This is a genomic window from Pseudomonas vranovensis DSM 16006 (assembly GCF_000425805.1).
GTDB lineage: Bacteria > Pseudomonadota > Gammaproteobacteria > Pseudomonadales > Pseudomonadaceae > Aquipseudomonas > Aquipseudomonas vranovensis.
Genome location: NZ_KE384455.1, coordinates 82556 through 96013, shown reverse-complemented (window position 1 = coordinate 96013; position 13458 = coordinate 82556). Strand labels below are relative to the sequence as shown.

General features: G+C 63.5%; 15 protein-coding genes. 7 read left to right on the top strand and 8 right to left on the bottom strand.

All coding sequences use genetic code 11. The features are described from left to right. Positions 1-5 precede the first annotated feature (5 nt). The 7 genes from H621_RS0121460 to H621_RS0121430 all read left to right on the top strand — a co-directional run bounded on the left by H621_RS0121460 (position 6) and on the right by H621_RS0121430 (position 5605). The gene (locus H621_RS0121460; RefSeq protein WP_028945334.1) at positions 6-1031 is read left to right on the top strand and encodes an NAD(P)H-dependent glycerol-3-phosphate dehydrogenase; all 1026 of its coding nucleotides are present in this window, start codon (positions 6-8) and stop codon (positions 1029-1031) included. Positions 1032-1046: 15 nt separating this feature from the next. Continuing rightward, positions 1047-1394 carry a DUF4389 domain-containing protein gene (locus tag H621_RS0121455; protein ID WP_028945333.1) on the top strand — a complete coding sequence of 116 codons (348 nt, stop codon included), beginning with the start codon at positions 1047-1049 and terminating at the stop codon, positions 1392-1394. Beyond that, positions 1391-1846, top strand: coding sequence for a phosphohistidine phosphatase SixA (gene sixA / locus H621_RS0121450; protein ID WP_028945332.1), 456 nt, complete (start codon positions 1391-1393; stop codon positions 1844-1846). The genes H621_RS0121455 and sixA overlap by 4 nt, the downstream gene beginning before the upstream one ends. Before the next feature lie 139 nt (positions 1847-1985). Then, positions 1986-2780: an alpha/beta fold hydrolase gene (locus H621_RS0121445; RefSeq protein WP_028945331.1), complete on the top strand. Its 795-nt coding sequence runs from the start codon at positions 1986-1988 to the stop codon at positions 2778-2780. After that, entirely contained in the window at positions 2777-3631 is an 855-nt protein-coding gene (locus H621_RS0121440; protein ID WP_028945330.1) for an alpha/beta hydrolase, read from the top strand. The genes H621_RS0121445 and H621_RS0121440 overlap by 4 nt, the downstream gene beginning before the upstream one ends. Before the next feature lie 115 nt (positions 3632-3746). Continuing rightward, on the top strand, positions 3747-4541 hold the full coding sequence (locus H621_RS0121435; RefSeq protein WP_028945329.1) for a DUF4892 domain-containing protein: 795 nt from the start codon (positions 3747-3749) through the stop codon (positions 4539-4541). A gap of 11 nt (positions 4542-4552) precedes the next feature. Further along, complete coding sequence (locus H621_RS0121430) at positions 4553-5605, top strand: AI-2E family transporter (protein ID WP_028945328.1); 1053 nt, start codon at positions 4553-4555, stop codon at positions 5603-5605. Positions 5606-5617: 12 nt separating this feature from the next. Here the strand turns inward: H621_RS0121430 and H621_RS0121425 are convergent, their stop codons facing one another. The 8 genes from H621_RS0121425 to H621_RS0121390 form a co-directional block, all read right to left on the bottom strand. After that, positions 5618-6112 (bottom strand): Lrp/AsnC family transcriptional regulator, encoded by a 495-nt coding sequence (locus tag H621_RS0121425; RefSeq protein WP_028945327.1) that lies wholly within the window; start codon positions 6110-6112, stop codon positions 5618-5620. A gap of 12 nt (positions 6113-6124) precedes the next feature. Continuing rightward, positions 6125-6973, bottom strand: coding sequence for an ABC transporter ATP-binding protein (locus H621_RS0121420; RefSeq protein WP_028945326.1), 849 nt, complete (start codon positions 6971-6973; stop codon positions 6125-6127). Between the two features lie 3 nt (positions 6974-6976). After that, on the bottom strand, positions 6977-7690 hold the full coding sequence (locus H621_RS0121415; protein ID WP_028945325.1) for an ABC transporter permease: 714 nt from the start codon (positions 7688-7690) through the stop codon (positions 6977-6979). Further along, positions 7687-8412, bottom strand: coding sequence for an ABC transporter permease (locus H621_RS0121410; protein ID WP_036990272.1), 726 nt, complete (start codon positions 8410-8412; stop codon positions 7687-7689). Before H621_RS0121410 ends, H621_RS0121415 begins: the two co-directional genes overlap by 4 nt. Positions 8413-8485: 73 nt before the next feature. After that, complete coding sequence (locus H621_RS0121405) at positions 8486-9265, bottom strand: ABC transporter substrate-binding protein (RefSeq protein ID WP_028945323.1); 780 nt, start codon at positions 9263-9265, stop codon at positions 8486-8488. A 248-nt stretch (positions 9266-9513) separates the two neighbouring features. Then, positions 9514-10560, bottom strand: coding sequence for an ornithine cyclodeaminase (locus H621_RS0121400; RefSeq protein ID WP_028945322.1), 1047 nt, complete (start codon positions 10558-10560; stop codon positions 9514-9516). Between the two features lie 20 nt (positions 10561-10580). Continuing rightward, on the bottom strand, positions 10581-11498 hold the full coding sequence (ctlX, locus tag H621_RS0121395) for a citrulline utilization hydrolase CtlX (RefSeq protein ID WP_028945321.1): 918 nt from the start codon (positions 11496-11498) through the stop codon (positions 10581-10583). 155 nt (positions 11499-11653) lie between these two features. Continuing rightward, positions 11654-13435, bottom strand: coding sequence for a sigma-54-dependent Fis family transcriptional regulator (locus H621_RS0121390; RefSeq protein ID WP_028945320.1), 1782 nt, complete (start codon positions 13433-13435; stop codon positions 11654-11656). Positions 13436-13458: the final 23 nt, after the last annotated feature.

Here is a 13458-nt window from a genome sequence, read left to right as displayed (position 1 = left end):
TGGATATGACTGAACAGCAGCCGGTTGGAGTTCTGGGAGGCGGGAGTTTCGGTACCGCCGTGGCGAATCTGCTGGCGCAAAACGGCATCGCGGTACGCCAATGGATGCGCGACTCCGAACAGGCCCAGGCCATGCGCGACAACCGGGAAAACCCGCGCTACCTCAAGGGGGTGAAGATCCACCCGGGTGTCGAGCCGGTCAATGACCTGCTGGCCACGTTGAACGATTGCGAACTGATCTTCGTCGCCTTGCCCTCCAGCGCCTTGCGCAGCGTGCTGGCACCGCATGCGCAGCTGCTCACGGGCAAGATGCTGGTCAGCCTGACCAAGGGCATCGAGGCACAAAGCTTCAAGCTGATGAGCCAGATTCTCGAAGAAATCGCGCCACAAGCACGCATCGGCGTGCTGTCGGGGCCCAACCTGGCTCGCGAAGTGGCCGAGCATGCCCTCACCGCCACCGTGGTGGCCAGTGAAGACGAAGCGCTTTGCCAGCGCGTGCAGGCCGTACTGCACGGGCGCACCTTCCGCGTGTACGCCAGTAGCGACCGCTTTGGCGTCGAGCTGGGCGGAGCACTCAAGAACGTCTACGCGATCATTGCCGGCATGGCCGTGGCTCTGGGCATGGGCGAGAACACCAAGAGCATGCTGATTACCCGCGCGCTGGCCGAGATGACCCGCTTTGCGGTAAGCCAGGGCGCCAACCCCATGACCTTCCTCGGGCTGGCCGGTGTCGGTGACCTGATCGTGACCTGCTCCTCGCCCAAGAGCCGCAACTACCAGGTAGGCTACGCCCTGGGGCAAGGCTTGAGCCTGGAAGAGGCGGTCAATCGCCTGGGCGAAGTCGCCGAAGGGGTCAATACCCTCAAGGTGCTGAAGGTAAAGGCGCAACAGGTGCAGGTGTACATGCCCCTGGTGGCGGGCTTGCATGCGATCCTGTTTGAAGGTCGCACCCTGACCCAGGTCATCGAGCTGCTGATGCGCGCCGAGCCGAAAACCGATGTCGACTTCATCTCCACCAGCGGTTTCAACTGAGTACAGGAGCAACACATGAACGAATCCCCCAACCAGGCCCGGCGCGAGTCGATCATATTGCGCGTGCTGTGGATGCTGGTGTTTTTGCTGGTGTGGCAAGTGGCGCAAACCCTGCTGGGCGGCCTGGTGCTGGTGCAGTTGATCTACCGTCTGATTTACGGCGCACCCAGTGCCAGCCTGATGAACTTCGGCGACAGCCTCAGCCAGTTCCTGGCACAGATCGGCCGCTTCGGCACGTTTCATACCGACCAGAAACCCTGGCCATTTGCCGACTGGCCGGCGCCTCGCGCTCCAGAGGGTGAAGCGGCCCATAGCGTGCCGTCGGCAGCGCACCCGGCGCGTGACGAGGAACCCAAGCTGTGAAGCTCTGGGTATTGCGCCACGGCGAAGCCGAACCCCGCGCACGTAGCGATGCCGAGCGCAACCTCACGGCCCACGGTCGTGAGCAAGTGGTGCGCAGCGCGGCCCAGCTGTTGGGCCAGCCGTTGCAGGCAATCCTGGCCAGCCCCTATGTGCGGGCGCAGCAAACTGCGGCATTGGTCCACGAGGCCCTGGGCTTCGGCAAGCCGGTGGTAACAGTGCCCTGGCTCACGCCAGACACCGATCCGGGCCAGGTCATTGCCGCGCTCGATAACCTGGGCCTCGAGCATGTATTGCTGGTCAGCCATCAACCGCTGGTAGGGAACCTGGTCGGCATCCTTCAACACGGCCATGCCCGTGCCACCGAAGGCATGAGCACCGCGAGCCTGGCTCAACTCGAAGGCGACTGGCCGCTGGCCGGCTTGATGACCCTGCGTAGCATGACCCACGCCTGACGGCTGCCCCTCGGGGCACCCGGGTTACAGGGCCTGGCGCTATTGACCGGAGTGCCGTCGCCGATGGCTGTTACGGTCATTGCCCGGCCCTGGTCAGTTGCGGACAATTGAGACCTGTTTTTCCTACGGATAGCCGGGTATGTCGCAACAGGTCTTTTTCGCTCACGCCAACGGCTTTCCTTCGGCCACCTACGGCAAGCTCTTTGCCGGCCTGGGTCCGGACTACACCGTGAGCCATTTGTCACAGCATGCCCACGACCCGCGCTTTCCGGTGGACGACAACTGGCAGACACTGGTCGACGAGCTGATCCACCACCTCGAACAACTTCCCGAACCTGTGTGGGGCGTGGGGCACTCCCTGGGCGGGGTGCTGCACCTGCACGCCGCATTGCGTTGTCCGGAGCGCTACCGAGGGGTGGTGATGCTCGACTCGCCCGTACTGACCCAGGCCGAGCGCTGGTTCCTGCAATTGGCCAAGTGCTGGGGGTTTATCGACAGGATCACCCCGGCCGGTCGAACACTCGGGCGCCGGGAAGCGTTCAACGACCTGGACCAGGCGCGGGCCTACTTTGCCAGCAAGACCCTGTTCCGCGGTTTCGACCCCGAGTGCCTGGAGGCCTATTTGCAGCATGGGCTGCGCCAGGAGGGCGAGTCGCTGCGCTTGTGTTTCGACCCTGCCACAGAAATCAGCATCTACCGCAGCATTCCTCACACTCGGCCCGGACGCGCCCAGCAATTGCAGGTGCCGCTGGCAATGGTGCGCGGGAGCCACAGCCGGGTGGTGAAGCAGCACCATGCCCGCGAAGTACGACGCTTGCCCCTGGGGGAATACCACAGTCTGCCGGGCGGGCACATGTTTCCGCTGGAACGGCCCGATGACACCGCCCACCTGATCAGGCGACTGCTGGGGCGTTGGCAGGAGCGACAAGCATGAGTCATGACGTGGAAGAGGTGCGGTTGAACTTGGGGCACATCGAACTGGCGGCTCATCTGTTCGGCCCAGCCGATGGGCAACCGGTCATCGCATTGCATGGCTGGCTGGACAACGCCAACAGCTTTGCCCGGCTGGCACCCAAGCTGGCGGGGCTGCGCATTGTCGCACTGGACCTGGCCGGGCACGGTTACTCCGAACATCGTCCCGCGGGCGCGGGTTACGCCCTGTGGGACTATGCCCATGATGTGCTGCGCGTTGCCGAGCAGTTGGGCTGGGAACGCTTTGCCCTGTTGGGGCATTCGCTCGGTGCGATCGTTTCGGTGGTACTGGCCGGCTCGCTACCCGAACGCGTGACACGGCTTGCGCTGATCGACGGGGTAGTCCCGCCCACCAGTGGCCCCGAGAATGCCGCCGAACGCCTGGGCATGGCGCTGGATGCGCAACTGCGCCTGGACGGCAAGCGCAAGGCCGTGCATCCGACGCTGGAGCGGGCGGTGGAGGCAAGGATGCGCGGACAGGTGGCGGTCAGTCGAGAAGCCGCCGAACTGCTGGCCCAGCGCGGCGTGATGCCCGTGCCGGGAGGCTATTCCTGGCGCAGCGACAGCCGGCTGACCCTGCCATCACCCACGCGCCTGAGTCAGGCCCAGGCACTCAGCTTTGTTCAGCGTATTGCCTGCCCGGCTCAATTGGTGGTCGCCGCCGACGGCATGTTGCCCCGTCATCCCGAGTTGCTTGAACAGTTGCCCTTTGCCTGGGAGCCGTTGCCGGGCGGTCACCACCTGCACTTGAACGACGAGTCGGGTGCAAGGCTTGTTGCAGACTGTTTCAATCAGTTTTTTGGCATTTCTTGACTTGCGGCGGGCAACTGTCGAGGCTTGGCGGGTTGAACAGGGAGACAACCATGAACAAGCACGACAACGTTTCACCCATATTCAGCCTTGGCGCCCCGTGCGGCGTGGCCAGCCAATGAGTATCACACGCTACAGACAAGCCGTGGCGGCGGGTATCGCCGTGCTGTTCAGTGCGCCACTGCTGGCCGAGGGGCTACCGGTGCCGGTCGACGCCAAGGTGGTGGTCGAGCGCAGCGCTGCCGACCAGGAGCGGATCTACCCGCTTGGCTCCTTGCGCAAGATCAGCGGCCAACTGCGGGCCGAAGGCAAGATCGAAAGCCGGGGCCAGGTCAGTTCGGTCACCTACGAGCTGCCGCCTGAGCGCAGCGCCAACGAAGCCTTTACCTCCGCCCGTGAAGCCTTGCAGAAAGAGGGTGGCTATCCGCTGTTCTGGTGCCAGGCCCGCGATTGTGGCGAAAACAGCCTGTGGGCCAACGAGGTGTTCAAGAATTCGCGCCTCGGTGGCGCCGACGATCAACAGGCCTTCATCCTGCTGCGCCGCTCCGCCGAGCAGAGCAACACGTTGGTAGCCCTCTACAGCATCACCCGTGGCAACAAGCGCGCCTACCTTCACGTAGAAGAATTCGTTGCCGACGCCCCGCTGGGTGAAGTGCTGCCGACCCCGGCAACGGTGCTGCGCGAACTGCGCGACACCGGCAAGCTCGACTACCCTGATCTGGGTGAGCCTCAACCGGCCTGGGTCACGCTGCTGGGGCGCAGCCTGAACCTGGACAGCACCTTGCGTGTCACCCTGAGCGGCGTCCAGGCCGAAGCCTGGCGCGAGCAGTTGGGCAAGGCCGGGGTACGCATGGCCAGGCTTGAAGTGGGTGATGCCAAGACTGACGGTTTTCACGTCGAACTGATTCGTTGAGCGAGAAGCGCATGCCCAACAATGATCGCCTGCTGGTACAGATCATCCTGCTTGGCCTGCTCGGTGCGGGCCTGTGGGTGATGGCTCCGTTCATGTCGGCGCTGCTCTGGGGCGCCATCCTGGCCTATGCCAGCTGGCCGCTGATGCGCCTGCTGACTCGTGTGCTGGGCGGGCGCGAAACCCTGGCGGCCGGCCTGCTGACCACGTTATGGATACTGCTGGTGGCCTTGCCGCTGGTGTGGCTGGGGTTCAACCTGGCCGACCATATCCGCGATGCCACCGCCTTCGTTCGCGATGTCCAGGTCGATGGCCTGCCGGATGCGCCGAGCTGGCTGGGCAGCGTGCCATTGGTGGGGCCACGGCTGGTGGCGATGTGGGACACCATCGATCAACAGGGCGCCGCCTTGCTGACCACGGTCAAGCCATACCTGGGGCAGGTCGGCAACTGGCTGCTGGCGCGCAGCGCGCAGATCGGCAGCGGTATCCTCGAGCTGACCCTGAGCCTGGTGTTCGTGTTCTTCTTCTACCGCGACGGGCCGCGCCTTGCAGCTTTTGTCCTGCGCCTTCTGGAGCGACTGATCGGCGAGCGTGCCGAATATTACCTGGGGCTGGTTGCTGGCACGGTGCAGCGGGTGGTCAACGGGGTGATCGGGACAGCAGCAGCCCAGGCAATCCTGGCCCTGATCGGCTTTTTGATTGCCGGTGTTCCCGGTGCGCTGGTGTTGGCGATTGTTACCTTCATGCTCAGTCTGATTCCCATGGGGCCACCGCTGGCCTGGGTGCCGGCCACGGCCTGGCTGGCCTGGCAGGGCGAGTATGGCATGGCGGTGTTTCTCGGGATCTGGGGTACGTTCATCATCAGCGGCGTGGACAACGTACTCAAGCCGTACCTGATCAGCCGCGGCGGCAACCTGCCGCTGGTGATCGTGCTGCTGGGGGTGTTTGGCGGCTTGCTGGCCTTTGGTTTCATCGGCCTGTTCATTGGCCCGACCTTGCTGGCCGTGGCCTACAGCCTGTTGCTGGACTGGTCGCGCAGCGAGCAGCAAGTGCCGCCACGCGCCTGAGTCAAGGAGCGTTCAGAGCTGCGGGGCGGTGTTTTTCACCACTGCCAGCTCTGGATGTGCCACCAGTTTGTCGATATGCAGTTCGTCGTTGTTCATCCAGGTTTCGGTCAGCACACGGTAATGCTCCATGTCGCGGCAACGCATGCGCAGGCTGTAGTCGAAATGGCCACTGATCAACTGGCAATCGAATACCTGCGGGCAGGCCCGCACGCACGCCTCGAAGGCCTTCTGCGCGCTGCGCCCGCTCTGGTTCGACAAGGCCACCAGCACCAGCAACGACAGCCCCGGCGAAACCATCTGCACATCAATGATCGCGCCATAGCCGCGAATCACTCCCCGTCTTTCCAGCTTGCGCACCCGCTCCAGACAAGGTCGGGGGGTGAGGTGTACCAGTGACGAAAGCTTTTCGTAGGTGATGCGTCCGTTATGGCGCAGCACATCGATGATCGCTTCGTCGATCCGGTCCAGGGGCGGCGCGGCGTGTGGGCTGTTGACCTTGGTATCCATGCAGGTTCGGCTTCACTTCAAACGGTTGGAAAGAAATTGCTGCAGGCGTTCGCTCTGCGGCTGGTCAAGTATCTCGGCGCTTCCTTGTTCCTCGACCCGGCCCTGATGCAAGAACAACACCTGGCTCGACACCTGACGGGCAAAGCCCATCTCGTGGGTGACCATGAGCATGGTACGACCTTCCTCGGCCAGCGTCTGTATCACTTTGAGTACTTCGCCCACCAGCTCGGGGTCGAGCGCCGAGGTGGGCTCGTCGAACAGAATGATCTCCGGTTCCATGGCCAGGGCCCGGGCGATGGCCACCCGTTGCTGCTGACCGCCGGACAGGAAGGCCGGGTACTGGTCGGCGGCGCGGGCCGGCAGGCCGACCTTGTCCAGGTACTTGCGCGCCCGCGCGTGGGCTTCTTCGGCGCTGACGCCCAGTACTCGGCGGGGCGCCAGGCAGATGTTCTCCAGTACCGTCATGTGGCTCCACAGGTTGAAGTGCTGAAACACCATCGCCAGGCGCGTGCGCAAATCCTGCAGTTGTGCGGGGTGTGGCGCCCGGCTGCCGGTACGGCCCTGGCGCATTTCAATGCGCTGGTCATCGAGGGTGATGACGCCGGCATCGGGTTGTTCGAGGAAGTTGATGCAACGCAGCATAGTGCTTTTGCCCGAGCCGCTGGCACCGATCAGGCTGATCACGTCGCCCTTGCGGGCATTGAGGGATACACCCTTGAGCACCTGGTGTTCACCGTAGCTTTTATGCAGTTCCTGGACGCTGAGTTTGACGGAGGCGTCCTGGGCCACGGCAGCGATACGCGGGCTGGGGCGGAGGGCTGGCGTCGCGGCGGTCGACAAGGCGGTTGCGGTGGTAGTCATGGATTAGCCTCGGGCAGGAACAAGAAAACGCATCCAGCGTCGTTCGGCCAGGCGAAAGCCGCCGACCAGTGCAAACGACAGCAACATGTACAGCAACGCCGCGATTCCAAAGGCCTGGAAGGTCAGAAAGGTGGCAGCGTTGGCATCGCGGGCCACCTTGAGGATGTCGGCGATGGTGGCGGTAAAGGCCAGGGAGGTGGCGTGCAGCATCAGGATCAGCTCGTTGCTGTAGGCCGGCAGCGAACGGCGCAGGGCGGCCGGCAGTATCACAAACAGATTCAGGCGCCAGCCGTGCAGGCCGTAGGCGTGGGCCGCTTCGATCTCGCCGTGGGGGATGTTGCGAATGGCCCCGGCGAAGATTTCCACGGTGTAGGCACAGGTGTTGAGCACAAAGGCCAGCAGGGTGCAGTTCAAGGCATTGCGGAAAAACTGGTCGAGCAGGGCGTTGTCTCGCACCACTTCAAGGCCGTACAAGCCGGTGTAGCAGATCAGCAACTGGATATACAACGGGGTGCCGCGAAACACGAAGGTGTAGGCCTCCACCGGCCAGCGCAGCCACCGGGTGTGTGAAACGCGTGCCAGGGCAAGTGGCAGCGACAGCACGAAACCCAGCACCATGGTGACGATGAACAGCCACAACGTCATGGCCAGTCCCGAGAGCCCGGTGCCATCACTGAAGAGATAGGCCAGGCCGTATTCCTGAATCAGTTCGATCATCGCGCCAGCTCCTTGATGCCGGTGTTGTAGCGCCGCTCAAGGTGCTTGAACAGGCGGTTGGAAAGGGTGGTGATGAGCAGGTAGACCAACCCGGCGATGATCAGGAAGTACAGGGTGTTGTTGGTAGTCTTGCCGGCGTTCTGCGCTGCCTTCACAAGGTCGGCCAGGCCGATGATCGACACCAGGGCGGTGGACTTGAGCAGCACTAGCCAGTTGTTGCCCAGGCCCGGCAGGGCAAAACGCATCAGTTGCGGGAACAGCACCAGGCGAAAACGTTGCGCACGGCTCAGGCCATAGGCGGTCGCCGCCTCCAGTTGCCCGGCTGGCACGCTGAGGATCGCGCCGCGAAAGTTTTCGGTGAAATAGGCGCCGTAGATAAAGCCCAGCGTAATGACCCCAGCCGTGAAGGGGTCGATCTCGAAGTAGTCCCAGCCCAGCAGCTCGGTCAGGTCGTTGAGCCTTAGTTGCAGGGTGTAGAAGATCAGCAGGATCAGTACCAGGTCCGGCACGCTGCGGATCAGGGTGGTATAGAGGGTGGCCGGCACGCGCAGCGCACGCAGGCGTGACAGCTTGGCGCTGGCGCCCAGCAGGCCCAGACCTAGGCTCAGGGCCAATGACAACAGGGCAAGTTTCACGGTCATCCAGGTACCTTGCAGCAGCAGCGGGCCGAAGCCCTGCAAGCTCAAGGCATGCAAGCCGGTAGAGTGGAAAAAGTTGTTCACTTTGAAGGCTCTCGTCAGCACACAAGACAAGGCGCAGCGCCGGCCAGGTCAACCCTGGCCGGCGGCGTGCGAATCAATCGTTGTAGATATCCAGGTCGCCCACGTACTTCTTCTGGATCGCGGCAAAGGTGCCGTCGGCGTGGACGGCGGCGATGCCCTTGTCGAGCAAGGCCTTGAGCTCGGTGTCGTTCTTGCGCAGGCCCATGGCGATGTCCAGGGGCAGGGTAGGGTCCTTGACCGCCGGGCCGCTCTGGAAGTCGGCGCCTTCAGGCCGGGACAGGAAGTTGAGCTGGGCTTCGAGCTTGTCGGTGAGGGTGGCGTCCAGGCGGCCGTTGATCAGGTCGGCGTAGTTCTGGTCCTGGGCCTGGTAGGCCTTGACCTGGGCACCCAGTGGCGCCAGCTTGGCACGGGCGTAGGCTTCCTGTAGCGAACCCTGCAGCACACCGACCTGCTTGCCCTTGAGCGATTCGGGCGTGTCACCGAAGTCGGCGCCCTTGCGCACGATCACCGAGGTGGGGCTGAGGAACAGCCGGGCGCTGAAGTCGATCTGCTTGAGGCGTGCAGGGGTCACGGCCATCGACGACATGATGGCGTCGAACTTGCGTGCCCGCAGGGCCGGGATCATGCCGTCGAACTCGTTGTGTACCCAGGTGCACTTGACCTGCAGCTTGGCGCAGATGGCATTGCCCAGTTCGATGTCGAAGCCTTGCAGGCTGCCATCAGCGGCAACGGACTCAAAGGGAGGGTATTCGGGGTAGACGCCGAAGCGGATTTCAGTCCATTCCTTGGCCTGGACACTGTTTACGCACAAAGGAAGGAGCAGCACGCCGAGGAGCTTGCGCAGCGAAGTCATGGTGGTAATCCCTGAGTTTTATAATTGATGTAGGGCAGTGGAGCGCTTCGGTCAGTCAGTGACTGATTGGTCGGGCCAAGAATGCGCGATGGCGACGATTTTTTTGTGTCGTTTCAACCGGCGTCGGCTGCCGGATTCTGCTGTTGAACGTGTAATTGCAGCCGGATCGGCTGCGCCACCTCCTGTTTGGGTTTGAGTGACAGCGGTTACGGTTGCGCCGTGCGTTGGCGCGGCGCAACCGAGGGGCCTCAGGCGCGCTTTTTCTGGGCGCTGGTCAGCGGCTGGCGCAGCAAGGCGAAGAGGTCCTTGGGGTTGTCCAGCTCGGGCACCAGGGCAATGTCGTGACCGATGTCCAGGGCCGTGGCTACATCCAGTACGTAGCGCAGGGCCGAATAGTCCTCAAGGGCGAAGCCGACCGAGTCGAAGAGGGTGACTTGCTCGTCGCTCTCGCGACCCGGCACCTGGCCGTTGACCACCTGCCAGAACTCGGTGGTGGGCGAATCGGAGGGCATCTGCTGGATTTCGCCTTCGATACGGCTTTGCGGTTCGTATTCGACGATTACCCGGGCGCGTTCGACGATGTCGCGGTGCAGTTCGGTCTTGCCCGGGCAGTCGCCACCCACGGCGTTGAGGTGCATGCCGGGTACGATCATATCCGGGGTGAGGATGGTGGCGTAGGCCTTGTCGGCGGTCACCGTAGTGACGATGTCGGCGCCGCGTACTGCCTCGGCCACAGAGCCTGCGATGCTCACCTTGAGCTGAGGGAAGGTGCTGAGGTTGGCCACCAGCTTGGCGCTGGCCGCAGGGTCCAGGTCGTACAGGCGGATCTCGTCGATACCCAGCAGGGTGTGGAAAGCCAGGGCCTGGAATTCGCTCTGCGAGCCATTGCCGATCAGGGCCATGCGTCGGCTGCCCGGGCGCGCCAGGTAGCGTGCGGCCAGGGCCGAGGTGGCGGCGGTGCGGATCGCGGTGGTCAGGGTCATCTCACTGAGCAGCACCGGTGCGCCGGTATCGACATCGCCCAGGGCGCCGAACGCCATGACAGTGAGCATGCCGCGTTGAGTGTTCCTGGGGTGGCCGTTGACGTACTTGAAGGCATAGAGGTTGGCATCGGACACCGGCATCAACTCGATCACGCCATCGGGTGAGTGGTTGGCCAGGCGCGCGCATTTTTCAAAGTCGTGCCAGCGCAGGTAGTCCTCACGAATGTACTCGGCCATCTCGCTGATGCAGGTGCCAAGGCCCTTGCGCGCCACCAGGTGGCTGAGATCGGTAATGTCGATATAGCGGGTCATGATGAACTCCTTTGTTGTAATCAGTGGCGCACCGGCAGGTGCACTTCGGCGAGCATGCAGCGGGCACTGCCGCCGCCGATGCGTTCGATATGGTCGATGTTTACCACCACCGGGTGGCTGTGCTGCTCGACCTGGCTGCGTTGCTCGACCGACAGCGAGCGCCAGGCGCTGCGCGACATCACCAGCAGCGGCTGGCCTTGCTTGTCGTGGACTTCGAGCATGTTGCCGGCAAAGCCTTCGAGCTGGTCGAAGTCCAGGGCCAGGATGTCCTTGCCGGTGTCGCGCAATGAGTGCTCCAGGGCGCGGCGCTCGTTGGCGTCGGGAAGGGCTTGCAGGCAGACCACCGAGAGCCCGCGGCCCACGCTCATCATCACGTTGCTGTGATAGATCGGCGCCTGGTGCCGGTCGACGGCGTGGAACACGCACAGGCGGTAGTCGAGTTGTTCGGCAAACAGGCGCAGGGCCTGGGTGTGAGTGCGACCGGAATGGCAGGCGTAGCTGATCCGGTGCTGGCGATCCAGGACCATGCTGCCAGTCCCTTCCAGGTACATACTCTGCTGTTCCAGCGGGCTCAGATCGATGGTCTGACGAACGGCGAAGCGTTCTTCAAGCACCTTGAGTACGCCTTTGTTGCGCTCCAGCCGGCGGTTCTGGCCTTCCATCGGATAGAGCACCAGGCTGCCATCGGCGTGGCTGCTCCACCAGTTATTGGGGAAGATCGAGTCGGGGGTGTGGGGTGCCGGGGTGTCCTGCACCACCAGCACTTCGACGCCATGCTGGCGCAGGGTATCGACATAGTCATCGAACTCTTCCAGCGCTTTCTGCTGTGCCCGGTCCGGGTCGAGCAGTGCTTGCTGGAAGCGGTTGTTGAGGGCGGTGTCCGGGTTGAAGGCGAACCGCGCCGGGCGGATCATCAAGACTGTATTTGTTGTTTGCATCGAGGCACGCATCCGGGGTTGGCGGTATGGCTATTGTCGATGCGACGGGGGATAAATCCCGGCTGAAGCACAGCGGGCGCTCAGCCGGTAAAGCTGAAATCCAGGGTGTTACAGCAGAATCGGCTGCGCGCCAGCCCGGTGGGAAATGTTGTCGATCAACCGACTATTTGGCCCTGGTCGCGCAGGCGCTTGTAGAGGGTGGTGCGGCTGATTCCCAGGTCTCGGGCCAGGGCCGATACGTTGCCGTTGAGTGCCCGCAGGCGCAGGCTCAGGTCCTCTTCGGCTGCATTGCGCCCGACACACGGAGGGGCCACCGTTTCGGCCAGGAAACTGTCCGGCAAATGCTCCACGGCAATGGGCTGGCCGTCGGCCAGGGCCAGGGCTACCTGCAGGGTGCTGCTCAACTGGCGCAGGTTGCCTGGCCAAGGGTGTTGCAACAGGTGCTGCAGGATGTTGCTGTCGAGCTGCCCGGGCGCATCGGGGGCGCGGTGCTGCTGGTGGATCTGCCTGATCAGGGCCAGGCGGTCGCTGCGCTCGCGCAAAGGCGGCAAGGTCAGGCTCATGCCGGCGATGCGGTAGTAGAGATCCTGGCGGAAACGACCTTGGCGTACCAGTGCGGGCAGGTCCTGGTGGGTGGCAGAGACCACTCGGATATCCACCGCTACCGGCTCGCCACTGCCCAGTGGCTGGATGCTGCGTTGCTGAAGAAAGCGTAACAACCGCGCTTGGGTCGACAGCGGCATGTCGCCGATTTCGTCGAGAAAGACGATACCGTGGTCGGCTTTGCGGATCAGCCCCGGGTTGCCCTTGTGGTGGGCGCCTGTGAAAGCGCCTTTTTCATAGCCGAACAGTTCCGACTCTACCAGTTCTGCCGGGATTGAAGCGCAGTTGACGGCAATCAGCGGCTGGTGACGACGGCTGCTGGCGGCGTGCAGGGCGTTGACGAACACTTCCTTGCCGACCCCGGTTTCGCCCTGGATCAACACCGGGATGTCTTTTTCCAGCAGCAGGCCGGCCTGTTGCAGGGCCTTGCCGATCCGTGGGTCGCCTTCATGTGCAGGTGGCTTGACGGCGAACGGAGCGGGACGTTGCAGCGGCTCATGCAATAAACAATGAAAGCGGTTGCGGCCGGTCACCTGCACGGCAAAGGGCTCACCGGGTGCGTGCTTGAGCAGCTCCGTCAGCGGTGTCTGGAAGACTTGCTCAAGACGCTGCTGCAGGGGCGACTGGCCGAGCAGGCTGTCGGCCCGTCGATTCGCGGCAAGGATGCGTCCCAGGTCATCGAACAGCAGCAGGCCGGCCCATTGGCTGTCGAGGTTGTTCGAGCCTGAGTTGAAGCTCAGTTGCCGGCAGTGCCCGGCATAGCGGGCCATGATCAGGCGGTTTTCCAGGCTCTGGCTCATCATCCGCACCAGGCCCAGGGTTTGCGAGGCGGGCAGGTAGCTGTCGCTGGATACATCGAGCACGCCGATCAGGCGGCGCTCGGCATCGATCAGCGGCGCAGCGGCGCTGGCCATGTAGCGGTTGAGTTTGAGGAAGTGTTCATCCTGGCCCACATGCACAGCCTGGGCGCAGGCCAGCGCGGTGCCAATGGCGTTGGTGCCCACGCCCTGTTCCAGCCAGCGGGCACCGGCGACAAAACCGTGCTGCTGATGCGGGTCGATGAAGCGCCGGGTGCCCCAGGTGTCCAGCAGGCGACCTTGCTCATCGCTGAGCATGATCAGGTAGCTGGAGTTGCCCAACAGGTGACTGAACTGCGGCATGACCTCGTCGCGGGTGGTGCGCAACAGCACCTGCTGGCGCTCGAGCAGCTCGCCAAGGTGAGTGCCGGACAACTGATCGAAGTCGGGTGTGTTTTGCGGTGTCAGGCCGTACTCGCGACAGCGCGCCCAGGACGCCTGGATCAGTTGGGCATGGGTGGGGGCGGATACGGCCATGGGCCTTCCCTCTGCCGGGGCAG